Genomic DNA, 25061 nt, shown 5'->3' on the forward strand with positions numbered 1-25061 from the left:
TAACAGCCGCGGCCCACCCCCATGCCCCGCCGCCCCCGGGAGAACCCGCCTGCACAGCCCCGACCCCGTACGGCAGCATGGATCCATGTCCGTACTGACGCGCGACGAAGCGCAGACCCGAGCCCAGATCCTCGACGTACACCGCTACACGGTCGACCTCGATCTCACCGCGGGCGAAAAGACCTTCGACTCCCGCACCGTCATCCACTTCACCGCCCACGCGGCCGGAGACACCTTCGTCGAGGTCAAGCCCGCCACCCTGCGCTCGCTCAGCCTCGACGGACAACCCCTGGACCCCGCCCTCCTCACCGAGAACCGCTACCCCCTCACCGGACTCACCGCCGGCCCCCACGAACTCCACGTCGACGCCGCCATGCGCTACTCCCACACCGGCGAAGGCATGCACCGCTTCACCGACCCGACCGACGGCGAAACCTACGTCTACACCCAGCTCTTCATGGAGGACGTCCAACGCGTCTTCGCCGCGTTCGACCAGCCCGACCTCAAATCCGTCTTCCAGATCAACGTCACCGCCCCCACCGCCTGGACCGTCCTCGGCAACGGCATCGCCGAACAGACCGAACCGGGCCGCTGGGCCATCGCCGCCACCCCTCTCATCTCCACCTACCTCGTCGCCGTCGCCGCAGGCCCCTGGTACTCCGTCACCACCGAACACGCCGGACTGCCCTTCGGCATCCACTGCCGCCGCTCCCTCGCGCCCCACCTCGACACCGACGCCGACGAGATCTTCGACATCACCCGCGCCTGCTACGACCGCTACCACGAGAAGTTCGACGAGCCCTACCCCTTCGACTCCTACGACCAGGCATTCGTCCCCGAATTCAACGCGGGCGCCATGGAGAACCCCGGCCTCGTCACCTTCCGCGACGAATTCATCTACCGCTCGGCCGTCACCGACACCGAACGCCAGACCCGCGCCATGGTCATCGCCCACGAAATGGCCCACATGTGGTTCGGCGACCTCGTCACCCTCTCCTGGTGGGACGACATCTGGCTCAACGAGTCCTTCGCCGAATACATGGGCTACCAGACCCTCACCGAAGCCACCCGGTTCACCGACACCTGGACCGACTTCGGCGTCGCCCGCAAGGGCTGGGGATACGACGCCGACCAGCGCCCCTCCACCCACCCCGTCGCACCCGACCCCGACGCCGTCCCCGACACCGCCTCCGCCCTCCTCAACTTCGACGGCATCAGCTACGCGAAGGGCGCCTCCGCACTGCGCCAACTCGTCGCCTGGCTCGGCGAAAAGGACTTCCTCGCCGGAATCAACACCCACTTCGCCCGGCACAAGTTCGCCAACGCCACCCTCGCCGACTTCATCGACAACCTCGCCTCCGCCACCGACCGCGACGTCCACGCCTGGGCCGAACACTGGCTGCGCACCTCCGGCATCGACACCCTCACCGCCGACGTCACCCAGACCGACGCCACCTGGTCCCTCACCGTCGACCGCGACGGCAGCCGCCCCCACCGCATCACCGTCGGCACCTACGACCACGCCCTCAACACCCAGGGCGGCCCCGGCCACCTCGCCCGGCGCGACCGCTTCGAACTCGACATCCCCACCGGCACCGCCACCACCCTCCCCGGCCGTCGCCCCGACCTCGTCGTCCTCAACGACGGCGACCTCACCTATGCCAAGGTCCGCCTCGACACCACCTCCTGGGACACCGTCCTGGCCCACCTCTCCGGCATCCCCGACGCCCTCACCCGCGCCGTCATCTGGAACACCGCCCGCGACATGGTCCGCGACGGCGAACTGAACCCCACCACCTACCTCACCACCGCCCGCACCCACCTCCCGCACGAAACCGACCTCGCCCTCGTCCAAGGCGTCCTCGGCTTCGCCGCCACCCAGATCGCCCCCCGCTACCTCGCCCCCGCCGACCGGCCGGCCGCCCTCGCCACCCTCACCGCCATCTGCCGCGACCTCATCCGCCGCACCGAGGACGGAACCAACCCCGGACTGCGCCTGACCGCCGTACGCCACCTCATCGACGCGGCCACCCAGCCCGACACCATCCAGGACTGGCTCACCGGCGGCACCGTCCACGGCGGCCCCGAACTCGACCCCGAACTCCGCTGGCGCATCCTCACCCGACTCGCCGTCCTCGGAGCCACCGACGAAACCGCCATCGCCGCCGAACTCGCCCAGGACCCCAGCGCCACCGGCCGGGAAGGCGCCGCCCGCTGCCGCGCCGCCCTGCCCACCCCCGAGGCCAAAGCCACCGCCTGGCACGCCATGTTCAGCGACGACACCCTGTCCAACTACCTCTTCACCGCCACCGCCCAAGGCTTCTGGCAGCCCGAACAGAGCGACCTCGTACAGGAATACGTACCCCGTTACTACCCCGACGCGACCGCACTCGCCGTACGCCGCGGACCCGCCATGGCCGAAGCCGCCGGACGCCACGCATTCCCCGCGTACGCCATCGACACCCACAACCTCGACCTCGGCACCCACGCCCTGGACGACGAAGCCCTCATCCCGGCCCTGCGCCGCAAACTGACCGACCAGCTGGACGACCTGCGCCGCGCCCTCGCCGTACGCGAAGCCCACTGACCCAAGCCACCAACCCCTACGCGTCCTACCCGCACCACCCGTGCCACCCGTGCCCGGAGTCCCTCAGCACCGAGGGGCTCCGGGCACACCCATGCCCGGAGCCGGCCCACCACGCGTACGCACCACCGCACACCCATGCCCGGAGCCGGTCGACCACACGTACGTCCCACCGCACAAGTGCCCCTCGCACACCCGCCCACCGTGCACACGCCCCACCGCACGCACGTTCATCCCACAACCGCACACCCATACCACTTGAACCCCCGACACGCGGGCCACACGGAAGACCAGTACCCCTTTCGAGTTCAGATCGTTGGGCTCTTCGGCCGCGCCATCACCAAACCCGAACAAGCTGGCATGTCCACACCCCCCGCGCACCCGAAGGACCACCCCACCCATGCCCACCCCACCCCTCGCCGGAGGCACCGCAGGCCCCACCGCCCTGCGCCCCCTCATCGACACCGTCCTCACCGCCCTGCACGACGGAGCCACCCGCCGAAACGGCCCCCTCCCCGCAGGCGGACCCGACACCGTCACCTCCCGCACCCGCACCGCCACCCACCCCCTCATCCCCGACCACGGCACCGGCCCCCACCAGGCCCTCAGCACCCTGATCACCGCCCTCGCCGAAGGCGCCGCGGACCCCGCCCACCCCCACTGCGCCGCCCACCTCCACACCCCGCCCCTCGCCCTCGCCGCAGCCGCCGACCTCGCCGCCAGCGCCCTCAACCCCTCCATGGACTCCTGGGACCAGGCACCCGCCGCCTCCGCCCTCGAAGCCGACCTCACCACCGCACTCGCCACCGAGATCTACCCCCACGCCACCTCACCCGACGCCGTCATCACCACCGGCGGCACCGAAGCCAACCAACTCGCCCTCCTCCTCGCCCGCGAACGCCACGGCCCCGTCCAGACCATCTGCGCCGCCAACGCCCACCACAGCATCACCCGCGCCACCTGGCTCCTCGGCCTCCCCGAACCCGTCGTCATCCCCGCCCCCACCGGCGTCATGGACCTCGCCGCCCTCGACACCGCCCTCACCCAACTCCACCGCCCCCTCCTCGTCGTCGCCACCGCGGGCACCACCGACACCGGAGAGATCGACCCCCTCGACCACATCGCCGACCTCTGCGCCACCCACGGCGCCGAACTCCACATCGACGCCGCATACGGCGGCCCACTCCTCTTCAGCCCCACCCACCGAAACACCGTCCAAGGCCTCGACCGCGCCCACAGCGTCACCCTCGACCTCCACAAACTCGGCTGGCAACCCGCCTCCGCCGGCATCCTCGCCGTCCCCGACCACCACGACCTCACCCCCCTCCACCACCACGCCCCCTACCTCAACGCCGACGACGACACCGACGCCGGCCTCCCCGACCTCCTCGGCCGATCCCTCCGCACCACCCGACGCCCCGACGCCCTCAAAATCGCCGTCACCCTCCAAGCCCTCGGCCGCGACGGACTCGCCGACCTCATCGACCGCACCCTCGCCGCAGCCCTCCAACTCGCCGACCTCATCACCAAACACCCCACCCTCGACCTCTACGACCGCCCCACCATCAGCACCGTCCTCTTCCGCCCCACCAACGCACCCGACCCCACCGTCGCCGCCATCCGCCGCACCCTCCTCAACCGCGGCCACGCCGTCCTCGGCCGCGCCCACACCGACGGCCGCCTCTGGCTCAAAGCCACCCTCCTCAACCCCCACACCACCCCCGAAGACCTCCACGCACTCATCGACCTCGTCAACACCACCACCACCGACCTCACCACCACGCCCAAGACCCACCGCACAGAAGGCGACACCCCCCGATGACCGACCGGCCCGCCCTCGAACCCGACCAGCCACACGACCTCGTCGGCATCGGCATCGGCCCCTTCAACCTCTCCCTCGCCGCCCTCGCCCACGGCATCCCCACCGCCCCCGGAAACCCCCGGAAACTCGCCGCGACCTTCTACGAACAACGCCGCGCCTTCCACTGGCACCCCGGCCTCCTCCTCGACGGCGCCAGCCTCCAGGTCCCCTTCCTCGCCGACCTCGTCACCCTCGCCGACCCGGCCAGCCCCTGGACCTTCCTCAACTACCTACGCACCCGCGACCGGCTCTTCCCCTTCTACTTCGCCGAGCGCTTCCACATCCAACGCGCCGAATACGACGCCTACTGCCGCTGGGTCAGCGAACAACTCCCCGGACTCCACTTCAGCCACCAGGTCGACGCCGTCCGCTGGAACCCCGACCGCGCCCTCTTCGAAGTCGACTTCACCCAACTCGACACCGACGGCGAAGCCGAGGCACTCGGCCGCGCCTACACCCGCCACATCGCCCTCGGCGTCGGCACCGAACCCTTCGTCCCCGAACCCCTCAAACCCCTCGCCGAAGCCGCGTCGGTCCCCGTCATCCACTCCGCCGAATACCTCCAACACCGCGAACAACTACTCAAAGCCGAACACATCACCGTCATCGGCTCAGGACAGTCCGGCGCCGAAATCTTCCTCGACCTCCTCCGCGCCCGCCCCGCAGGAGCGGAAAAGATCCACTGGCTCGCCCGCACCCAGGCATTCGCCCCCATGGAGTACTCAAAACTCGGCCTCGAACACTTCACCCCCGACTACAGCCGCTACTTCCACGCGCTCCCCGAATCCGCCCGCGACGAACTCGTCCCCCGCCAATGGCAACTCCACAAAGGCATCGACGCCGACACCATCGCCGCCATCCACGACGAGCTCTACCGACGCACCCTCCACGGCGGCTGGCCCGACGCCACCCTCACCCCCGGAGTCTCCGTACGCACCGCAGGCCGCGTCGGCACATCCCGCGTCGAACTCCACCTCGAACACACCCAGCAAGCCACCCGCACCCGCCTCACCACCGACGCCGTCATCCTCGCCACCGGCTACCGCGAACGCCCCCTCGACGGCCTCCTCAACAGCCTCGACCCCTACCTCCGCCGCGACTCCTCGCACCGCCCCCGCGTCGACGACCAGTACCGCCTCGTCCTCGACCGCACCGTCACCGGACACGTCTACGTACAGAACGCCGAACGCCACACCCACGGAGTCGGAGCCCCCGACCTCGGACTCGCCGCCTGGCGCAGCGCCACCATCCTCAACAGCCTCACCGGTGCCGAGCCCTACCCCCTCCCAAAGCGCACCGCCTTCACCACCTTCGGCCTCACCCCCCAACCCACCCCCAGAATCCCCGCACAAGGCCCCGCCCTCATCCCCCTCACCCAAAGCAACTGACCCCCCAGGAGCCCCAGCGAACCCCATACCCCCAGCGAACCCAGCCCATAAAAATGGGGCGGCCGCCTCCGAAAACCAACCGGAGACGGCCGCCCCACACCACAACCCAACTCGACCCAGCCAAAAACTAGAACACCGGCACACCGTCCCGCGTCAAACGCCACCCCACCGAAGCGAACGCCGCCGGATCCACCGACCCCTTCGCCTGAACCCAACCGATGATCGTGTTCCGGATCTCATCCGAATTCGCCCACAGCTGCTTCGCACCTGGCACATGCGGGAAGTTACCCCCACCACTCGCCCGGTAGTTGTTCACCGCGAACACAAACTGCGCCGCCGGATCGATGGCCTTCCCCTCAAAGGAAAGCCCCACGATCCGCGAACCCACCGGCTTCGCGATATCGACGTCGTACGTCACGCCCGACACCGCGTCATAATTGTAATCCGGAGTGTTGTCCGCATTCGTCAGCTTCGACGTATCCACCGGAGCACCGGCCGCCGTCCGCACGTAATACTTCGCCGAATACTCCAGATAATCCTTGAGCTGCGCACCCGTCAACAACCGCGCCTCCAGCGTGTTCTCGAACGGATACAGACCCGCCGCATCCCGAATCGTCACCTCACCCGCCGGGATCGCCGCCGTCCGCGAGAAGCACGACGCCTGCGACAGCACCGGCAACGCCGCGTACTCACCACCCGCCAGAGCCGCCTTCACCGTCTCGGCCTGAACCTGATTGATCAGATCGATGATCGGCTCGTCCTTCCACGGCGCCGCCGCCGTCGACATCGCCACCACCGACGTACCGATGACCTGATTCACATAGGCCACCACCTTCCGGTGCTCGTCCCGCAACAGCGACGTCACCTTCCGGTCCTCCGCCACCGAATTGGAATTCAGCACCTGCGCCCCGGCCCTCTCGACCGTCCAGCGCCCCTTCTGCCACACCAGATCGAAGTCGAACAACGTCAGCCGCTGACCCCACTTCGCCGGCTCCGAGAGAACAACCTGCTTACCCGTCTCCTTGTTCGTCACAAAATGCTCAGGAATCTCCAGATGCGCATGCCCCACCAAAATCGCATCGATCCCCGGCACCTGCTCCGCCACCAGACCCGCCGCATTCTCCACATACGGCAACTGATCTCCGTACGACGACGTACCCGACGAACCCGAATGCGCCGACACGATCACCACATCCGCACCCATCGACCGCAGCCTCGGCACCCACTTCGCCGCCTGCTCCTCAAGACCCGGGAACACCATCTTCCCGCCCACATTCGCCTTGTCCCAGATCGCGATCCCAGGATTCGTCAGCCCCAGCACCGCCACCCGCACATCACGACCGTGCGGAGTACGCAGCCGCTTGATCACATACGGGGCGAACGCCGGCCGCAACGTCTTCGCATCCAGCGCATTCGCACCCAGCAGCGGGAAATCACACTGCTCCTCGAACTTCCGCAGCACCGGAATACCGTAATTGAACTCGTGATTCCCCAGCGCGGCCGCGTCGTACCCGATCTCGTTCATCGCCTGCGCCATCGGGTGAACCGGACCGCGCTTCGCCGTGATCGGATCGATCTTCGCGTAGTAGTACGACAACTGGGTGCCCTGGATCGTGTCACCCGCATCGATCAGCAGCGTATTCCGGCGACCCTTCTCCTTCCGCACCTGATCCACGAGCGTCGAGATCTTCGCCAGACCCACATCATTGTGCGCCGCGTCGTCGAACTCCTTGTCCGTGAAGTAGTCCCAGTTGAAAACATTGCCGTGCAGATCCGTCGTGCCCATCACCGTGAACGAATACCGCTTCGCCGGACGGCCATGGCCATGACCGTGCCCATGTCGCCCCTCCGCCCCCGCAGCCCCGGCAGACCCCACGACAGCCCCGCCGGCCATCGCCACACCCGCACCGGCAGCAGCCGAACGGCCCAGAAACGTCCTACGGTTCAACGGCATTCTTACTCCTCGTTCAGTTGGGCAACGCGCGTAGATTCTGGCCCAGCAACCACACCCCGCAACACCCCACGCAGGTTTCGATCTGATGACCACCGGAGCACACACCCCCCGTGCCAGAGTGAACGCATGACCGACACCACCACCCACCATCCCTACGGCACCCCACAAACCCCCCACCTCACCGTCCGCGGCGAAGCCCACCTCGAAGTCGACCCCGAAACCGCCCACATCACCATCACCCTCACCGCCCGCGGCACCGACCGACGCACCGCCCTCGACGACCTCACCCGCCGCAACACCCACACCATCGACCTCATCAAGAGCTACGGGGGCGCCGTCGACTCACTCGAAACCGGCACCCTCACCATCAGCCCCGAACTCACCCGCCACGGCCGCGGCGAACGCATCCGCGCCTACCACGGACGCATCCAACTCACCGCCACCCTCACCGACTTCACCGCCCTCGGCGAACTCACCGCCCGGCTTGCCGACCAGGACCTCACCCGCGTCGACGGACCCTGGTGGGGTCTGCGCCCCGACTCACCCGTACACGCCGCCGCCCGCCGCCAAGCCGTGCACGAAGCCGTCCAGCGCGCCCGCGAATACGCCGAAGCCCTCAACACCCAACTCGGCGCCCTCCTCGAACTGGCCGACACCGACACCGGAAACCCCCGACGCACCACCCACCCCGACTTCGCCCACCGGGCCATGCCCTTCAGCGCCGCCGGATCCCCCGAAATGGCCGACGACGCCGCCCCCATCGACCTCGAACCCGTACGCCAGAACGTCGACGCCCAGGTCGAAGCCTCCTTCACCCTCAACCCACCCCCACTGCACTGAACGCTCATCGGAGCGCCCCGGCGCACAATTCAACACTTGTCAATAACCCTTCACCCAAAGGTTGTTGAGGTGTCATACGGAGCCACATACCTACCCGTAGGTAAGGTCTAGGCTCAAACCATGCGCCGAGCAAAAATCGTTTGTACCCTGGGACCCGCCACCGACACATATGACCAGATCAAGGCCCTGGTCGAAGCGGGAATGGACATCGCCCGCTTCAACCTCAGTCACGGCACCTACGCCGAACACGAAGAGCGATACCACCGTGTACGCAAAGCATCCGAAGAGACCGGTCGAAGCGTAGGCATCCTCGCCGACCTTCAAGGCCCGAAGATTCGCCTCGGACGCTTCCGCGAAGGACCCGTACTCCTTGAACGCGGCGACACCTTCACCATCACCGTCGAACCCCTCGAAGGCGACCGCCACACCTGCGGCACCACCTACGACGGCCTCGCCGCCGACGTCACCACCGGCGAACGCATCCTCGTGGACGACGGCCGCGTCACCCTCGAAGTCACCCAGGTCGAAGGCCCCCGCGTCCACACCACCGTCATCGAGGGCGGCATGGTCTCCGACAACAAGGGACTCAACCTCCCCGGCGTCGCCGTCTCCGTCCCCGCACTCTCCGAAAAAGACATCGAAGACCTCCGCTGGGCCCTGAACATCGGCGCCGACATCATCGCCCTCTCCTTCGTCCGCAGCGGACGCGACATCGACGACGTCCACCGCATCATGGAAGAAGAGGGCCGCCGGCTCCCGGTCATCGCCAAGGTCGAGAAGCCCCAGGCCGTCGAGAACATCGACGACATCGTCGCCGCCTTCGACGGCATCATGGTCGCCCGCGGCGACCTCGGCGTCGAAATGCCCCTGGAGCAGGTCCCGATCGTCCAGAAGCGCGCCATCAAACTCGCCAAACGCAACGCCAAGCCGGTCATCGTCGCCACGCAGATGCTCGACTCGATGATCGACAACTCCCGCCCCACCCGCGCCGAGGCATCCGATGTCGCCAACGCGATCATCGACGGTACGGACGCGGTGATGCTCTCCGGCGAGACCAGCGTCGGCAAGTACCCCATCGAGACCGTCCGCACCATGTCCCGCATCGTCGAAGCGGCCGAGGAGGACATCCTCGGCAAGGGCCTCCCGCCCCTCACCGACCGCAACAAGCCCCGCACCCAGGGCGGCGCCGTCGCCCGCGCGGCAGCCGAGATGGGCGACTTCCTCGGCGCGAAGTTCCTGGTGGCCTTCACCCAGAGCGGCGACACGGTCAAGCGCCTCTCCCGCTACCGCTCGCCCATCCCGCTCCTGGCCTTCACCCCTGACGAGGCCACCCGCGCCCAGCTGAACCTCACCTGGGGCGTCGAGACCTTCCTCGGCCCGCACGTGGAGTCCACGGACGCGATGGTGGCCCAGGTCGACGAGGAACTGCTGCGGATCGGCCGCTGCCAGAAGGGCGACGTCGTGGTGATCACGGCAGGCTCCCCGCCCGGAGTCGCGGGCTCCACGAACCTGGTCCGCGTGCACCACATCGGTGAGGACGACAGCCCTAAGTAGGGCGGCTCAGTATTTCGGCCCGACGTGAGCATCCATGAGGGCGACGGATGCCCGTCGGGCTACGGAGATGTTCCGCGCGTTGGCATGCTTCCACTGCACGCCGACGCGATCGAGGGAGTCGGTGAAGAGGCTCGTGATGTCGCTGGACAGGTTGGTGAAGAAGTAGCGCGGGTACTCGTACCGACGCTGTTCCTCACCGACCCGGCGGATGGCCCAATTGGTGACGCGGCATCCGTCCGAGTGGATCAGGCCTCGGACGAATTCCCAGGGGTGGGAATCGAGGACCTCTTGTTGCCAGGGTTGCAGGACGATGGGGCGGGTGTGCTTCTTACCGGGCCCGTGTTGAGGAAACCAGCAGGGCCAGTGCCTGCTGTAGCTGGTCACTGCGACGCACCCCTGTTGTTGTGCGAGGTATACCGCGCCGGTCGGATGGAGCGTCGTGAGGGCCTTGCGGCACTCGTCGATCAGGCCCGGCCACGCGTCGGCGCAGGTAATAGCCATCTTTCCCACGATGCCGACTGATGCAGCCGTCGCCGAGATAGAGACCGAGCAGATACGCATAGTTGGCGGGATCGGCGGGCGGCGCCGGGGCGTGGGCACAACGAGGGCATTCCGCGTGCCCCTGGATTCGCGGCAGCGGCTCGATCCGTGAAAGCCATGAACGTATGGCCGCCCGGGATATGCCGGTTTGCTTGCTCACGGAGTTGAGACTCAGGCCCTGGGCGACGAGGTCCAAGGCGCGCCTGCGCGTAGCGAGTGCGTACATGCTTCCGAGCGTGGTCGAACGAGCATGCGCGAAGGAGGAAACCCTGGGTAATCGCACGATCACGTGAATCGTCGCGATTTCCCGGTGACCTTGGAATCTAAGGAAAAGTGCCCCGGGTGGGACTCGAACCCACACTGTATGCTGTTTGAGAGCATCGCCTGCTGCCGATTGGGCTACCGGGGCCCATTGAATCGAAGGTTTGCTCCGATCCGCTGCCAGACCACCATACCGCAGCTAGGTAGGCTCTTGGCAGCTATACCTGCCTTGAACCAAGGAGCCCCGTGACCACCCCCGAGTCGCCCCAGCCCGTAGACGCCGCCGACGACGACAAGTCGCACGTCCCGCCGCTGACGACCCGTGTCGTCATCGCCGAGGACGAGGCTCTGATCCGTCTGGACCTCAAGGAGATGCTGGAGGAGGAGGGCTACTCCGTCGTCGGTGAGGCCGGGGACGGGCAGCAGGCCGTCGAGCTGGCCCGGGAGCACAAGCCCGACCTGGTCATCCTCGATGTGAAGATGCCGGTGCTCGACGGGATCTCCGCGGCCGAGAAGATCGCCGAGGAATCCATCGCGCCGGTCCTGATGCTCACCGCGTTCTCGCAGCGCGACCTCGTGGAGCGGGCCCGGGACGCCGGGGCGATGGCGTACCTCGTGAAGCCGTTCAGCAAGAGCGACGTGGTCCCGGCCATCGAGATGGCGGTGTCGCGGTTCGCGGAGCTGAAGGCGTTGGAGGGCGAGGTCGCGGACCTGGCGCAGCGGCTGGAGACCCGGAAGCTGGTGGACCGGGCGAAGAGCATTCTGCAGACGGATTACGGGCTCTCCGAGCCGGCCGCGTTCCGGTGGATCCAGAAGACGTCGATGGACCGGCGGCTGTCGATGCAGCAGCTGGCCGAGGCGTTGATCGAGGACGCCGAGGAGAAGAAGAAGTCGGCCGAGTAGCTTTCGCCGTACGGATACGGATGAAGGAGGCCCGCGCCCCGGATCGATCGGGGTGCGGGCCTCCTTCGCGTGTACGGGTGTGGGCGGGTCAGTCCTCGCCGAGGTAGGCCTTGCGGACCGACTCGTCGTGCAGGAGGTCCGGGCCGGCGCCGGAGAGGACGATCTTGCCGACCTCCATGACGTGGCCCTGGTCCGCGAGGGAGAGGGCGGCCTGGGCGTTCTGTTCGACGAGGAGGATCGTGGTGCCCGCCGCCTTCAGCTCGACGATGGTCTCCATGATCTTCTGCATCATGATCGGGGAGAGGCCCATGGAGGGTTCGTCGAGCATGAGCAGTTTGGGCTGGGACATGAGGGCGCGTCCCATGGCGAGCATTTGCTGTTCGCCGCCCGAGAGGGTGCCCGCGGCCTGCTTTCGGCGTTCCCCGAGGATGGGGAAGAGGCTGTAGGCGCGGTGGATGTCCTTCTCGATGCCTGCTTTGTCGTTGCGGAGGTAGGCGCCGAGAAGGAGGTTCTCGGTGATCGTCAGCCGGGGGAAGATGTGGCGTCCCTCGGGGGAGTGGGCTATGCCGAGGGAGACGATCTTGTGGGCGGGGATGTTGGTGAGGGGTTTGCCCTCGAAGAGGATGCGGCCGCCGAGTGGCTTGAGCAGTCCGGAGAGGGTGCGCAGGGTGGTGGTCTTGCCCGCGCCGTTGGTGCCGATGAGGGTGACTACCTGGCCGGCATCGACGCTGAAGGAGATGCCCTTGACGGCTTCGATCTTGCCGTAGGCGACGCGGAGGTCCTCGACCTCTAGCAGTGCGGTCATCGGGTGTCCTCCTCCTCGGTGCGAGGGGTGTCGGGTGTGGTGTCGGTTGTGGCGGGGCCCGTCCCGGCTGCTTCGGCTTCGGCTGCTTCGACTTCGGCGACTTCTTCGGCGCCGGGGGCGCCTTCGAAGGGGGTGCCGAGGTAGGCGGCGACGACGCGTTCGTCGCGCTGGACGACGTCGGAGGTGCCTTCGACGAGCTTCTCGCCCTGGACGAGGACGGCGACGCGGTCGCAGAGGTTGAAGATGAACCGCATGTCGTGCTCGATGACGAGGATGGCGATGCCCTGGTCCCGGATGGCGAAGATGAGTTCTTCGGTGACGCGGGTTTCCTGGGGGTTCATGCCGGCGGTGGGCTCGTCCAGGAGGAGGAGGCCGGGGTCGCTGGCGAGGGCGCGGGCGATTTCCAGCTTGCGCTGGTCTCCGTAGGGGAGGTTGCGCGCGAGGTGGTCGGCCTTGTCCTGGAGTCCGATGAACTCCAGGAGTTCCATGGCGCGTTCGCGGCTGGCGTTCTCGGCCTTCTTGTAGCCGGGCAGGCGCAGGAGGGCGGACCAGAGGCCCTCTTTGGTCCTGGTGTGGCGTCCGACGAGGACGTTTTCCAGGACGGTCATGTTGGCGAAGAGCCGGATGTTCTGGAAGGTGCGGGCGATGCCTGCCTGGGTGACGAGGTGGGGCTTGGGCGGCAGGACGGTGCCTTTGTAGCTGACCTTGCCCTCGGTGGGGACGTAGAGGCCGGTGAGGCAGTTGAAGAAGGTGGTCTTACCGGCACCGTTGGGGCCGATGAGGCCGACGATCTCGCCGGAGTTGACGGTGAGGTCGACGTCGCGTACGGCGGTGAGGCCGCCGAAGCGCATGGTGACGCCGCTGGCGTCGAGCACGGTGGTGGCGGTTTCGGTGGTGGCTGCTGTGGTCATGGTGGTCACGCCCCCGCCTTCGTGGTGCCGGCGGCTGTGTCGGTGAGTGGTGTGTCGGGTGGTACGTCGAGTTGGCCGGTCTCGTGGAATTCGAGCTGCTTCCTGCGGTCGGCGACGAGGCCCTCGGGGCGGAAGCGCATCAGGAGGATGAGCGCGATGCCGAAGAGGAGCAGCTGGTAGTCCTGCATGAACTGCAGCTTGGCCGGGATGAGGTAGAGCAGTGCGGCGCCGACGAGGGGTCCGCTGAGGGTTCCCATGCCGCCGAGGATGACGGCGGCGAGGAGGAAGGCGGAGTTGGGCGGTGCCGAGCCGGCGAACTGGTACTGCTCGGGCGTCACCGTGTAGGAGACGTGTGCCTGGACGGTTCCGGCGAGTCCGGCGAGGGTGGCGCCGAGGGCGAAGGCGAGCAGTTTGAGCCGGAAGGCGTTGATGCCCATGGCGGTGGCCGCGGTCTCGTCCTCGCGGATGGCGACCCAGGCGCGGCCGATGCGGGATTCGCCGGAGCGGCGGAAGACCATGACGACGACGGCGGTGAAGACGAGCATCAGCAGGTAGTAGTTGGCGGACCTGCCGAGGGTGAAGCCGCCGACGTCGTGGCTGATGCCGAAGTCGAACCCGAAGAGGTTGAGGTCGGGGATGCTCGGGATGCCCTGGGAGCCGTTGGTGAGGTCCGGGCCGCTGACGCCGTTGAGGGCGTTGACGGTGAGGCGGAAGATTTCACCGAAGCCGAGGGTGACGATGGCGAGGTAGTCGCCGCGCAGCCGCAGGGTGGGTGCGCCGATGACGACGCCGAAGACGAGCGATGCGGCGGCGCCGGTGAGGACGGCGGCCCAGAAGGGGAACTGGACGCCGATGGGGGAGAGCGGCGAGCCGGATACGAGGGCGGCGGCGTAGGCGCCGACGCCGAGGAAGGCGACGTATCCGAGGTCGAGGAGTCCGGCGAGGCCGACGACGACGTTGAGGCCGAGTGCGACGGTCGCGAAGATGAGGATGTTGGCGCCGATGAGGGCGTATTCCTCGTTCTGCTGGGTGAAGGGGAAGCAGAAGGCGGCGACGAGTGCGGCGGCGAGGGTGACGTTGCGGTGCTTGGTGGTGAGTGCGGTGATGCGGGCGATGAGGCCGGCCCGGTTGAGTGCGGTGAAGCCGAAGCCGACGCTGATCAGGAAGCCGATGAAGAGTTCGGCGTATTCGGTGTCGATGCCGTACGTGAAGACGTAGAGGGCGACGCCGAAGGATCCGGCGATGATCAGGATTTCGGCCCAGGAGGGGAGTTCCTTGGCGCGTGCGGGCGCGGGGGCGCGCAGGCTGTTGCGGAAGCGTTCCCAGAGGTTGGGCGTGGCGGTGTCGGTGATGTCCTGGTCGGCGGGGAGGCCGAGGGCGGCGATGACGGCGATGAGCGCGCCGATGCCGCTGACCCAGGCTCCGGGTTCGAGGTTGACGACGCCGCCGAGTTTGGAGGAGATGGCGCCGATGGCGTAGCCGGTGGTGCCGAGGACGCCGAGTGCGGCGAGTCGGACGGGGCTGTTGGTGCCGCCGGGGGTGAGCCAGCCGAGGCCCTTGATGCCGTACCCGGAGAGGGCGAGGAGCAGGGTGAGTGCCGCGCCGATGAGGGTGAGGACCTGGAGGCCACCGGGGTAGCCGGTGACGGTGAGGTCGCCGGGGAATTCGTCGGTCCAGGTCCAGGCGAGGAAGGTGCCGATGAGGGCGACGGCTGCGCCGAGGGTGGTGAGGGCGCGGGCCGCCTTGGTGGGCAGGGGGAGGAGGGCGCCGGTGTGGGGCGTGGTTTTGGTGGTCATCCGTATCACGCCCGATCCGCGACGCGTTCGCCGAGTAGGCCCTGGGGTCGGACGAGGAGGACGATGATGAGGAGGGCGAAGGCCCATACGTCCTTCCAGGCGCCGCCGCCGAAGAGTTCCATGCCGGGGACCTCGCTCATGTAGCCGGTGGCGAGTGCTTCGGCTACGCCGAGTACGACGCCGCCGAGCATGGCGCCGTAGATGTTGCCGATGCCGCCGAGTACGGCTGCGGTGAAGGCTTTGAGGCCCATGATGAAGCCCATGCGGAAGCCGATCTGGCCGTTCTTGAGCCCGTAGGCGACGGCGGCGACGGCGGCGAACGCGGCACCGATGGCGAAGGCCATGACGATGATGCGGTCGGTGTTGATGCCCATGAGCTTGGCGGTGTCGGGGTCCTGCGAGGTGGCTTGCATGCCGCGGCCGGCTCGGGTCTTGGAGACGAAGAGGCCGAGGGCGAGCATGCAGATGGGGGCTGCGACGAGGACGAAGAGGTCGCCGCGCTGGATGTTGGCGCCGAGGACTTCGAAGGCTTCGCCCTGGAACTGGGGGAAGGACCGGTCCTTGGTGGCGTCGGGGTACCACATCCAGACCGCCTGCTGGAGGGCGAGGGAGAGTCCGATGGCGGTGATGAGGGGGGCGAGGCGTGGCGCGGTGCGCAGTGGCCGGTAGGCGAATCGTTCGGCGGCCATGCTGATGGCGACCGCGGCGATGATGCCGCCGACGATCATGAGGGGTATCGCAGCTATGAGGGAGAATCCGGACGGAAGCCCGAGGTAGACCGTGAGGGCTCCGAAGCCTCCGATCATGAAGATCTCGCCGTGTGCGAAGTTGATGAGCTGGATGATTCCGTAGACCATCGTGTATCCGATCGCGATGAGACCGTACATCGCGCCGAGGATGAGTCCATTGGCCAGCTGTTGCGGCAGTTCGTTCACCGCAGGGCCTCCGTGGAGTGGTTCGGATATGGCACCGCGCGGGAGCGCTCGTAGCGCTCCCGCGCGGTCTGGTTGCTTCCGGGTGACCGGGAGGGGCCTGGGTCGGTGTTAGTTGACCGACTCGCTGAGCTTGGAGGCCCACTTGCCGCTGGTGACCTGGTAGGCGGTCATCATGGTGTTGGTGGTGTCGCCGAATTCGTCGAAGGAGACGGGGCCGGTGACGCCTTCGAACTTGACCTTGGCCATGGCGGCGAGGACCTTTTCGCGGGCGTTCTCGGGGAGCTTGCCATCGTTGTCGGCGACGACGATCTTGACGGCTTCGATGATGGACCAGGTGGCGTCGTAGGTGCCGCCGCCGTAGGCCTCGTAGGCGTCCTTGTAGCCGGCCGTCTTGTAGTCCGCGATGAACTTCTTGGCGGAGTCGAGTTCTTCGACGGGCTTGCCGACGGAGGTGGCGATGTCGCCTTCGGCCTTCTTGTTGAGCTTGATGAAGTCGGCGCTGTACATGCCGTCGCCGCCCATGAGCGGGATCTTGACGCTGTCCTTGAGCTGCTGGCTCAGGGGTGCGCCGGCGGGGTACTCGCCGCCGTAGTAGACGGCCTTGGCCTTGGTGCTCTTGACCTTGGTGACGATGGAGTTGAAGTCGCGGTCGTCGGGGTTGACGTGGTCGGTGCCGACGATCTTGCCGCCGAGTTCGGTGAACGTCGTCTTGAAGGAGGCGGCGAGGCCGGCGCCGTAGGGCTTCTGGTCGTCGATGAGGTAGACGTCCTTGATCTTCGCGTTGTTGAAGAGGTACTTGGCCGCGAAGGCGCCCTGGATCTGGTCGGTGGTGGCGGTGCGGAAGTACGAGGCGTACGGGCGCTTCTTGTCGCCGGTCTTCCAGTTGTTGCCCTGGGTCAGCTCGGTGCCGGTGTTGGCCGGGGAGACCTGGGTGAGCTTGGCGTCGTTGAGGGGCTTCTGCATCGACTGGGAGACGCCGGAGTTCAGCGGGCCGACGACGCCGAGGAGGTCTTCGTTGCCGATGAACTTCTGGGCGTTCTGCTGGCCGACGGAGGGCTGGGCCTGGTCGTCGAGCGGCTGGAGCTCGAACTTGATGCCGGGGACCGTCTTGTCCTTGTTCGCCGTGTTGACGGCGAGGTCGGCGGAGTTCTTGATGCCGAGGCCGAGGGCGGAGAGGTCGCCCGTCAGGGGGGCGTCGACGCCGATGACGACGGTCTGGGTGTCGCCGTCGCCGCTGCTCTTCTTGTCGTCGTCGCGCGACCCGCAGGCGGTGAGCGTCAGTGCTCCTGTGGTGAGCACTGCAGTGAGTATGAGCAAAGAACGGTGTCGCACGAAAGGTCCTTTCCCTGGCGCGGCCTCCTCTGCTTGAGGTGCCGTCCTCGATCGCCGGGGCGTGCTGCGGGACAGAGTCGTGCAGCGAACGCGCCCGGCGGCGCGGTGACTGGCGGTGACTCTAGGCGCAGGTGTGGGGGTCCGGGATGGGTCGAGTCAGGATGTGACTCTCTTGTTATGCCCTTGAGGAAGGCTTGAGGTGGCTGTGCTGACATGTGCCGTTTTTTCACTGAACGGCGAAGTGACCGCATCTTGAGAACGTGCAGCTCTGCTAAGGGGCTTGAGCCGATCATGGTGCTGTCGCATGGTGTGGGGGGTGGCGGTGGAGGGGGGGCGTGGCGAGATGGCCCCGTGTCTTCCGGGCCGGTGGGGCGGCCTGTTTTCGCATTGCCTGAATGTTACGCAGCGTGACATCGGCGGTGGGGTGTCGAGGGCGCGTCGGCAAGCGGGGCTGTTGAGTGGCTCACGGAACGGCCCTTGTGGTCAAGGGTGTTGACCGAGTGTGTTCGTCAACGCCTTTGACTGGGTGGGGATATGGGTCTGCCCGGCCGGAAATGCGCGGGTGCGTTCCGGCCGGGCAGTGGTGCGTGCTGGGGGTGTTCGGTGGTGGGTGGGGTCAGCCGGCGGCGGGCTGGGGGTTGTCGCGCAGGAGGCAGGTGAGGCGGGCGGTGCAGACCCGCTTGTCCTTTTCGTCGGTGATGACGATCTCGTACGTGGCGGTGGAGCGGCCGCGGTGTACGGGGGTGGCGACGCCGGTCACGAGGCCGCTGCGGACGCCGCGGTGGTGGGTGCAGTTGAGGTCGACGCCTACGGCGATTTTGGTGGCGCCGCCGTGGAGCATGGTGCCGACGGAGCCGAGGGTTTCGGCGAGGACGGCGGAGGCGCCGCCGTGGAGGAGTCCGTAGGGCTGGGTGTTGCCTTCGACGGGCATCGTGCCGACGACGCGGTCGGCGGAGGCTTCGGTGATCGTCACGCCCATGCGCTCGCCGAGGTGTCCGGCGGAGAACAGTGCGGGGAGGTCGACGCCGAGTGCCGCGTACTCGTCGATGACTTCCTGGGGGAACTTCGTGGTGGTCTGCTCGCCCATGGGGTCCGGCTCCGATCGTCTGCGCTGGTTCGTTGCTGTGTGCACTGTTCTTATCAGACGGCTGAGCGAACGCTTAGGGGGCGGGGTGTGTGCTCGTCAGCGGGTGTTCTCGAAGCGCACGACGACGGATTTGCTGGCCGGGGTGTTGCTGGTGTCGGCGGTGGCGTCGAGGGGGACGAGCACATTGGTCTCGGGGTAGTAGGCGGCGGCGCAGCCGCGGGCGGTGGGGTAGTGCACGACGCGGAAGCCTGCCGCGCGGCGTTCGGCGCCGTCCTTCCATTCGCTGACGAGGTCGGTGTAGGCGCCGTCGGGGAGGCCGAGGGTGTGGGCGTCGTCGGGGTTGACCATGACGATGCGGCGGCCGCCCTTGATGCCCCGGTAGCGGTCGTCGAGGCCGTAGATCGTGGTGTTGTACTGGTCGTGGGAGCGCAGGGTCTGCAACAGCAGTCTGCCTTCGGGGAGTTGAGGGTATTCGACGGGGGCCGCGGTGAAATTGGCCTTGCCGGTGGCGGTGGGGAAGCGGCGTTCGTCGCGGGGGGCGTGCGGGAGGGTGAAGCCGCCGGGGTGGGCGACGCGGGTGTTGAAGTCTTCGAAGCCGGGGACGACGCGGGAGATGCGGTCGCGGATGGTGGCGTAGTCCTTTTCGAACGCTTCCCAGTCGGTGCGGGAGGCGGGGCCGAGGACGGCGCGGGCGAGGCGGGCGACGATGGCCGGTTCGGAGAGCAGGTGGGGGCTCGCGGGGGCGAGGTTGCCGCGGGAGGAGTGGACCTTGCCCATGGAGTCCTCGACCGTGACGAACTGTTTGCCGGCTGCCTGGATGTCCTTGTCGGTGCGGCCGAGGGTGGGCAGGATCAGGGCGCGGGTGCCGGTGACGGCGTGCGAGCGGTTGAGCTTGGTCGACACCTGGACGGTGAGGCGGGCGCGGCGCATGGCGGCTTCGGTGACCGTGGTGTCGGGTGTCGCGGCGACGAAGTTGCCGCCCATCGCGAAGAAGACCTTCGCTTCTCCGTCGCGCAGGGCCTGGATGGACCTGACGACGTCGTAGCCGTGGTGGCGCGGGGAGGTGATCCCGAATTCCTTGTCGAGGGCGTCGAGGAAGGCGGGTGCGGGCCGTTCGAAGATGCCCATGGTGCGGTCGCCCTGGACGTTGGAGTGGCCGCGGACGGGGCAGACTCCGGCGCCGGGGCGGCCGATGTTCCCGCGGAGCAGGAGGAAGTTGACGACTTCGCGGATGGTGGGTACGGAGTGTTTGTGCTGGGTGAGGCCCATGGCCCAGCAGACGATGGTGCGTTTCGAGGCGAGGACCATGGCGAGGGCCTGCTCGATGGCGCCGCGGTCGAGGCCGGTGGCGGTGAGGGTGTCGTCCCAGTCGGCGGCGCGGGCGGTCTCGGCGAACTCTTCGTATCCGTGGGTGTGTTCGGTGACGAAGGCGGTGTCGACGGCACCTTCGGTCTCCAGGATCATCTTGTTGAGGAGGCGGAAGAGGGCCTGGTCGCCGCCGATGCGGATCTGGAGGAAGAGGTCGTTGAGGGCGACGCCCTTGATCATGCCGGTGGGGGTCTGGGGGTTCTTGAACCGCTCCATCCCGGCTTCCGGCAGCGGGTTCACCGAAATGATCTTCGCTCCGGCGGATTTGGCCTTCTCCAGGGCGGAGAGCATCCGGGGGTGGTTGGTGCCGGGGTTCTGCCCGGCGACGATGATCAGGTCGGCCTGGTGGAGGTCTTCCAGGGAGACGCTGCCCTTGCCGACGCCGATGGTCTCCGTGAGTGCGGATCCGGAGGATTCGTGGCACATGTTGGAGCAGTCCGGCAGGTTGTTGGTGCCGAATTCGCGGGCGAAGAGCTGGAGGAGGAACGCGGCCTCGTTGCTGGTGCGGCCGGAGGTGTAGAAGAGGGCCTCGTCGGGGGAGGCGAGTGCCCGGAGCTCCTCGGCGATGATCGCGAAGGCGCGTTCCCAGGTGACGGCCTCGTACCGGTCGGCGCCCTTGGGCAGATACATGGGCTGGGTGATGCGGCCCTGCTGGCCGAGCCAGTACCCGCTGCGGGTGGCCAGGTCGGCGACCGGGTGCGCGGCGAAGAAGTCGGGGGTGACGCGGCGCAGGGTCGCCTCTTCGGCGACGGCCTTCGCCCCGTTCTCGCAGAATTCGGCGGTGTGCCGCTTGTCGCCCTCGGGCCAGGCGCAGCCGGGGCAGTCGAAGCCGTCCTTCTGGTTGACCTTGAGGAGTGTCCGCGCGGTGCGCCGCACTCCCATCTGCTGCTGGGCGACGCGCAGGGTGTGGGCGATGGCGGGCAGCCCGGCGGCGGCGTGCTGGGCCTCCGCTACCTGCGGTGCGTCCTGGACCGGGTCACCGGTCGGGGGCTTGGTGGCCATGGTGCTCCCCTTCGAGCGCGTTTTCCTGCTCTCGATCCTGTCACGTGCCACCGACAGGCCGCTTGCCCGGACGCGGGGGCGATGTGCGGGGACGGGGGCGATGCGCGGGGACGGTGGCGCGGGTCCGTGGCCGGTCCGGAATGTCAGTGGGCCGTGGCAGGATCGGGGGCGTGGCTGAGACGGCATCGAAGAAGACGGCAGACAACCGACCGCGCCTGCTCCTGATGGACGGGCACTCCCTGGCGTACCGGGCGTTCTTTGCGCTGCCTGCGGAGAATTTCACGACGGGGGCGGGGCAGCCGACGAATGCCGTGTACGGCTTCGCGTCGATGCTGGCGAACACGCTGCGTGATGAGGCGCCCACGCACTTCGCGGTGGCTTTCGACGTGTCCCGCAAGACGTGGCGTTCGCAGGAGTTTCCCGAGTACAAGGCGAACCGTTCCAAGACCCCCGATGAGTTCAAGGGGCAGGTCGAGCTGATCGGTGAGCTGCTCGACGCGATGCACGCGGACCGGTTCGCGGTCGACGGTTTCGAGGCGGACGATGTCATCGCGACGCTCGCCACGCAGGCGGAGGCGGCGGGCTTCGAAGTGCTGATCGTCACCGGTGACCGTGACTCGTTCCAGCTGATCACGGACAACGTGACCGTGCTGTATCCGACGAAGGGCGTCTCCGAGCTGACGCGGTTCACCCCGGAGAAGGTCGAGGAGAAGTACGGGCTGACGCCTCAGCAGTATCCGGACTTCGCGGCGCTGCGCGGCGACCCGTCGGACAATCTGCCGGGCATCCCGGGGGTCGGGGAGAAGACGGCCGCGAAGTGGATCAACCAGTTCGGTTCGTTCGCGGAGCTGGTGGAGCGTGCGGACGAGGTGAAGGGCAAGGCCGGGCAGAATTTCCGGGATCACCTGGACGCGGTGCGGCTGAACCGCAGGCTGACCGAGATGGTCCGCGATGTGGAGCTGCCGAAGGCCCCGGCGGATCTGGAGCGTGCGCCGTACGACCGCACGGCGGTCACCGGGGTGCTGGATGTCCTGGAGATCCGTAACCCGAGCCTGCGTGAGAGGCTGCTGGCCGTCGACCCGGGTGCGGTCGAGGACGAGGGTCCGGCTCCGGCGGCCGGTATCGAGCTGGACGGTGTGGTGCTGGGTGCGGGCGAGGTCGCCCCGTGGCTGGCCGCCCATGGCGGGCAGCCGCTCGGCGTCGCCACCGCCGATACGTGGGCGCTGGGCAGCGGCGCGGTGACGGAGGTCGCGCTCGCGGCCGCCGACGGGGCCGCCGCCTGGCTGGACCCGGCGCAGCTCGACGAGGCCGACGAGCAGGCGTTCGCGGCGTGGATCGCGGATGCGGCGCGGCCGAAGGTCATGCACAACGCGAAGAGCGTCATGCGGGTCTTTCCCGAGCACGGCTGGCAGGTAGAGGGCGTCACGATGGACACGGCGCTGGCCGCCTATCTGGTGAAGCCCGGCCGCCGGTCCTTCGCCCTGGACGCGCTGGCCGTGGAGTATCTCGGCCGCGAGCTGGCCCCGGCCGCCGCGGCCGACGGGCAGCTGGCGTTCGGCGCCGACGACCGGGCGGAGGCCGACGCGCTGATGGCGCAGGCGCGTGCGGTCCTGGATCTCGGTGACGCGTTCACGACGCGGCTGAAGGAGGTCGGGGCGGCCGGGCTGCTGCATGACATGGAGCTGCCCACCTCGATCCTGCTGGCCCGTCTGGAGCGGCACGGTATCGCCGCGGACCGGGCCCATCTGGAGGGAATGGAGCAGCAGTTCGCCGGTGCGGTGCAGCAGGCGGTGAAGGAGGCGCACGCGGCGGTGGGCCGTGAGTTCAACCTCGGTTCGCCCAAGCAGCTCCAGGAGGTTCTCTTCGGCGAGCTGGGCCTGCCGAAGACGAAGAAGACGAAGACGGGTTACACGACGGACGCGGACGCGCTGGCCTGGCTCGCCGGGCAGACGGAGCACGAGCTGCCGGTCATCATGCTGCGCCACCGTGAGCAGGCGAAGCTGCGGGTCACCGTCGAGGGTCTGGTCAAGACGATCGCGGCGGACGGCCGTATCCACACCACGTTCAATCAGACGGTGGCGGCGACCGGCCGGCTCTCGTCGACCGATCCGAACCTGCAGAACATCCCCGTCCGTACGGACGAGGGGCGGGCGATCCGCCGGGGCTTCGTCGTCGGTGCGGGCTTCGAGTCGCTGATGACGGCGGACTACAGCCAGATCGAGCTGCGGGTGATGGCCCACCTCTCGGAGGACGCCGGGCTGATCGAGGCGTTCACGTCGGGGGAGGACCTGCACACGACGGTCGCCTCGCAGGTGTTCGGCGTCGACAAGTCGGCGGTCGACCCGGAGATGCGGCGCAAGATCAAGGCGATGTCGTACGGGCTGGCGTACGGGCTCTCCGCGTTCGGCCTCTCCCAGCAGCTGAACATCGAGGCCGGTGAGGCCCGTGGGCTGATGGACACCTACTTCGAGCGGTTCGGCGGGGTGCGCGACTATCTGCACCGTGTGGTGGAGGAGGCCAGGGCCACGGGTTACACGGAGACGGTCTTCGGGCGCCGCCGTTACCTCCCCGATCTCAACAGCGACAACCGCCAGCGCCGTGAGACGGCCGAGCGGATGGCGTTGAACGCCCCGATCCAGGGGACGGCCGCCGACATCGTGAAGGTCGCGATGCTGAAGGTGGACCGGGCGCTGACCGAGGCGCGGCTGACGTCACGGATGCTGCTTCAGGTCCATGACGAAATCGTCCTGGAGATCGCGAAGGGTGAGCGCGAGCGGGTCGAGGAGATCCTTCGCCATGAGATGTCGACCGCGGTGGAGCTGCGTGCGCCGCTGGATGTCTCGGTCGGCGTGGGCACGGACTGGGAGTCCGCCGCGCACTGATCGGTCGCGTGCAGATCGGTTGAGGGCGGGCCCGCGCACAGCGGGTTCGCCCCTGATCGGTCGCTGGTTCAGTGCGGTCCCGGGCGGGAGCGTTCCGCGGATTCTCCGGGCGGGTGTGCGGCGGTGGGGTTCGGTGCGGGCGTGGCCCGGTCCGCCGGGGACCGGCCGGTGCCGCGCTCGCGCAGCCGTATCCCCGCCCCGTACAGCACCATCCCGACCGCCAGCCCGGCCCCGGCGCCGAAGCACGCGGTCGGGATGATGTCGAGCGGGGTCGCGATGTGCCCGAAGTAGGCGTACCAGCGGGCGCACCGGTGGACGACGCCGAGGAGCACGCACAGTGCCAGCAGACCTCCCGCGAACCACCGCTCCCGCCGGTCGAGCACCGGGACCGACCGAGGCACCGGGGCGTGCCCGGTCCGGCGCAGCGCGGTGACGGTGAACCAGGCGAGCACCGTGAGGGCCACCGCCGAACTGCCGTACTGCACCACGTGGAACACCGGGTGGCCGCCGATGCTCCGGGTGAGCACCGGCAGCAGTTCCGTACCCCACCTGCTGTGGTGGGTGAACGCGTCCCAGACGACATGGCTGCTCGCGCCGATCGCCGCGGAGAGGACGAACCACACCCCGTCCAGCGGCCCGAGGGACGCGCGGTCTCGGCGCCGCCCGCTGACAAAGGCGTGCACGCGTCCCTGCTGGGCGGCGGGCAGCAGCGCCACCAGCGGTTCGCGCAGCAGCAGCCACACGGCCACCAGGATCGCCGTGATCAGTACATCCACGGTGAACACACCCCAGAGGGCATGTGTCACGTCGCCGAACTCCATCGCTCCGGGGATCACCGAATCCGCGAAGTAGGTGATGTCGGGCGCGAACGAACCGGCGACGAGCGCGGAGGCGAACAGGGGGCCGCGGCCGGTCCCGTCGCGCCGGATTCCCGGGAGTACGGCGGCGGCATGACTGAGCGTGAACGGCATGTCGGCCAGTATGCGTGAGCGCTTCGCGGACGCCCGGGGGTCCCGTACGTCTCACGTTCATGAACGTGAGAAAACAGTAAGAACCGG

The 25061-nt window shown here is 68.1% G+C and carries 16 protein-coding genes, 1 tRNA gene and 1 pseudogene; 7 read left to right on the forward strand and 11 right to left on the reverse strand.

Going from position 1 to position 25061, the window contains the following annotated elements; translation table 11 throughout:
* The first annotated feature begins 85 nt into the window (after nucleotides 1–85).
* The 3 genes from pepN to OG413_RS22260 all read left to right on the forward strand — a co-directional run bounded on the left by pepN (nucleotide 86) and on the right by OG413_RS22260 (nucleotide 5833).
* Nucleotides 86–2587 (forward strand): aminopeptidase N, encoded by a 2502-nt coding sequence (gene pepN, locus OG413_RS22250; protein WP_266808109.1) that lies wholly within the window; start codon nucleotides 86–88, stop codon nucleotides 2585–2587.
* A 397-nt stretch (nucleotides 2588–2984) separates the two neighbouring features.
* Nucleotides 2985–4406 (forward strand): aminotransferase class V-fold PLP-dependent enzyme, encoded by a 1422-nt coding sequence (locus OG413_RS22255; protein WP_266808111.1) that lies wholly within the window; start codon nucleotides 2985–2987, stop codon nucleotides 4404–4406.
* Nucleotides 4403–5833: a lysine N(6)-hydroxylase/L-ornithine N(5)-oxygenase family protein gene (locus OG413_RS22260; protein ID WP_266808113.1), complete on the forward strand. Its 1431-nt coding sequence runs from the start codon at nucleotides 4403–4405 to the stop codon at nucleotides 5831–5833. The genes OG413_RS22255 and OG413_RS22260 overlap by 4 nt, the downstream gene beginning before the upstream one ends.
* 127 nt (nucleotides 5834–5960) lie before the next feature.
* On the opposite strand, the gene OG413_RS22265 is transcribed toward OG413_RS22260, so the two are convergent.
* Nucleotides 5961–7787 carry a bifunctional UDP-sugar hydrolase/5'-nucleotidase gene (locus tag OG413_RS22265; RefSeq protein ID WP_266808115.1) on the reverse strand — a complete coding sequence of 609 codons (1827 nt, stop codon included), beginning with the start codon at nucleotides 7785–7787 and terminating at the stop codon, nucleotides 5961–5963.
* 126 nt (nucleotides 7788–7913) lie between these two features.
* Between OG413_RS22265 and OG413_RS22270 the strand changes: the two genes are divergently transcribed.
* Both OG413_RS22270 and pyk read left to right on the forward strand, forming a co-directional pair.
* Nucleotides 7914–8627, forward strand: a complete 714-nt coding sequence (locus OG413_RS22270) for an SIMPL domain-containing protein (protein WP_266808117.1) — start codon at nucleotides 7914–7916, stop codon at nucleotides 8625–8627.
* 120 nt (nucleotides 8628–8747) lie between these two features.
* The gene (gene pyk, locus OG413_RS22275) at nucleotides 8748–10181 is read left to right on the forward strand and encodes a pyruvate kinase (protein ID WP_266808118.1); all 1434 of its coding nucleotides are present in this window, start codon (nucleotides 8748–8750) and stop codon (nucleotides 10179–10181) included.
* A gap of 6 nt (nucleotides 10182–10187) precedes the next feature.
* On the opposite strand, the pseudogene OG413_RS22280 reads toward pyk, so the two are convergent.
* Nucleotides 10188–10947, reverse strand: a pseudogene (locus tag OG413_RS22280) (helix-turn-helix domain-containing protein).
* A 108-nt stretch (nucleotides 10948–11055) separates the two neighbouring features.
* Nucleotides 11056–11130: transfer RNA gene (locus OG413_RS22285), tRNA-Leu, on the reverse strand.
* Nucleotides 11131–11228: 98 nt separating this feature from the next.
* Between OG413_RS22285 and OG413_RS22290 the strand changes: the two genes are divergently transcribed.
* Nucleotides 11229–11885 carry an ANTAR domain-containing response regulator gene (locus OG413_RS22290; protein WP_073720338.1) on the forward strand — a complete coding sequence of 219 codons (657 nt, stop codon included), beginning with the start codon at nucleotides 11229–11231 and terminating at the stop codon, nucleotides 11883–11885.
* An 88-nt stretch (nucleotides 11886–11973) separates the two neighbouring features.
* Here the strand turns inward: OG413_RS22290 and OG413_RS22295 are convergent, their stop codons facing one another.
* From OG413_RS22295 to OG413_RS22325, 7 genes are all read right to left on the reverse strand, one after another.
* Nucleotides 11974–12690, reverse strand: coding sequence for an ABC transporter ATP-binding protein (locus OG413_RS22295; RefSeq protein WP_266808121.1), 717 nt, complete (start codon nucleotides 12688–12690; stop codon nucleotides 11974–11976).
* On the reverse strand, nucleotides 12687–13601 hold the full coding sequence (locus OG413_RS22300; RefSeq protein ID WP_266810299.1) for an ABC transporter ATP-binding protein: 915 nt from the start codon (nucleotides 13599–13601) through the stop codon (nucleotides 12687–12689). Before OG413_RS22300 ends, OG413_RS22295 begins: the two co-directional genes overlap by 4 nt.
* Before the next feature lie 5 nt (nucleotides 13602–13606).
* Complete coding sequence (locus OG413_RS22305; protein ID WP_266808122.1) at nucleotides 13607–15397, reverse strand: branched-chain amino acid ABC transporter permease; 1791 nt, start codon at nucleotides 15395–15397, stop codon at nucleotides 13607–13609.
* 5 nt (nucleotides 15398–15402) lie between these two features.
* Nucleotides 15403–16332: a branched-chain amino acid ABC transporter permease gene (locus OG413_RS22310; protein WP_266808124.1), complete on the reverse strand. Its 930-nt coding sequence runs from the start codon at nucleotides 16330–16332 to the stop codon at nucleotides 15403–15405.
* Nucleotides 16333–16440: 108 nt separating this feature from the next.
* The gene (locus OG413_RS22315; RefSeq protein ID WP_266810301.1) at nucleotides 16441–17649 is read right to left on the reverse strand and encodes a branched-chain amino acid ABC transporter substrate-binding protein; all 1209 of its coding nucleotides are present in this window, start codon (nucleotides 17647–17649) and stop codon (nucleotides 16441–16443) included.
* Between the two features lie 631 nt (nucleotides 17650–18280).
* Nucleotides 18281–18751: a PaaI family thioesterase gene (locus tag OG413_RS22320; protein WP_266808126.1), complete on the reverse strand. Its 471-nt coding sequence runs from the start codon at nucleotides 18749–18751 to the stop codon at nucleotides 18281–18283.
* Between the two features lie 96 nt (nucleotides 18752–18847).
* The gene (locus OG413_RS22325; protein WP_266808128.1) at nucleotides 18848–21121 is read right to left on the reverse strand and encodes an FdhF/YdeP family oxidoreductase; all 2274 of its coding nucleotides are present in this window, start codon (nucleotides 21119–21121) and stop codon (nucleotides 18848–18850) included.
* A gap of 170 nt (nucleotides 21122–21291) precedes the next feature.
* Here OG413_RS22325 and polA point away from each other — a divergent pair, with 170 nt between their 5' ends.
* Nucleotides 21292–24003 carry a DNA polymerase I gene (polA, locus tag OG413_RS22330; protein ID WP_266808130.1) on the forward strand — a complete coding sequence of 904 codons (2712 nt, stop codon included), beginning with the start codon at nucleotides 21292–21294 and terminating at the stop codon, nucleotides 24001–24003.
* A gap of 68 nt (nucleotides 24004–24071) precedes the next feature.
* Here the strand turns inward: polA and OG413_RS22335 are convergent, their stop codons facing one another.
* Nucleotides 24072–24974: a DUF4184 family protein gene (locus OG413_RS22335; protein WP_266808132.1), complete on the reverse strand. Its 903-nt coding sequence runs from the start codon at nucleotides 24972–24974 to the stop codon at nucleotides 24072–24074.
* Between the last annotated feature and the right edge of the window lie 87 nt (nucleotides 24975–25061).

The sequence above is a fragment of the Streptomyces sp. NBC_01433 genome, from assembly GCF_026340105.1.
Classification (GTDB): domain Bacteria; phylum Actinomycetota; class Actinomycetes; order Streptomycetales; family Streptomycetaceae; genus Streptomyces.

Bases quoted from the DNA above. Each gene is read 5' to 3' on its own strand.
- OG413_RS22295 (WP_266808121.1), bottom strand. From the start codon at position 12,690: ATGACCGCACTGCTAGAGGTCGAGGACCTCCGCGTCGCCTACGGCAAG.
- pyk (WP_266808118.1), top strand. From the start codon at position 8,748: ATGCGCCGAGCAAAAATCGTTTGTACCCTGGGACCCGCCACCGACACA.
- OG413_RS22300 (WP_266810299.1), bottom strand. From the start codon at position 13,601: ATGACCACAGCAGCCACCACCGAAACCGCCACCACCGTGCTCGACGCC.
- OG413_RS22320 (WP_266808126.1), bottom strand. From the start codon at position 18,751: ATGGGCGAGCAGACCACCACGAAGTTCCCCCAGGAAGTCATCGACGAG.
- OG413_RS22325 (WP_266808128.1), bottom strand. From the start codon at position 21,121: ATGGCCACCAAGCCCCCGACCGGTGACCCGGTCCAGGACGCACCGCAG.
- OG413_RS22305 (WP_266808122.1), bottom strand. From the start codon at position 15,397: ATGACCACCAAAACCACGCCCCACACCGGCGCCCTCCTCCCCCTGCCC.
- OG413_RS22255 (WP_266808111.1), top strand. From the start codon at position 2,985: ATGCCCACCCCACCCCTCGCCGGAGGCACCGCAGGCCCCACCGCCCTG.
- pepN (WP_266808109.1), top strand. From the start codon at position 86: ATGTCCGTACTGACGCGCGACGAAGCGCAGACCCGAGCCCAGATCCTC.
- OG413_RS22270 (WP_266808117.1), top strand. From the start codon at position 7,914: ATGACCGACACCACCACCCACCATCCCTACGGCACCCCACAAACCCCC.
- OG413_RS22260 (WP_266808113.1), top strand. From the start codon at position 4,403: ATGACCGACCGGCCCGCCCTCGAACCCGACCAGCCACACGACCTCGTC.
- OG413_RS22265 (WP_266808115.1), bottom strand. From the start codon at position 7,787: ATGCCGTTGAACCGTAGGACGTTTCTGGGCCGTTCGGCTGCTGCCGGT.
- OG413_RS22335 (WP_266808132.1), bottom strand. From the start codon at position 24,974: ATGCCGTTCACGCTCAGTCATGCCGCCGCCGTACTCCCGGGAATCCGG.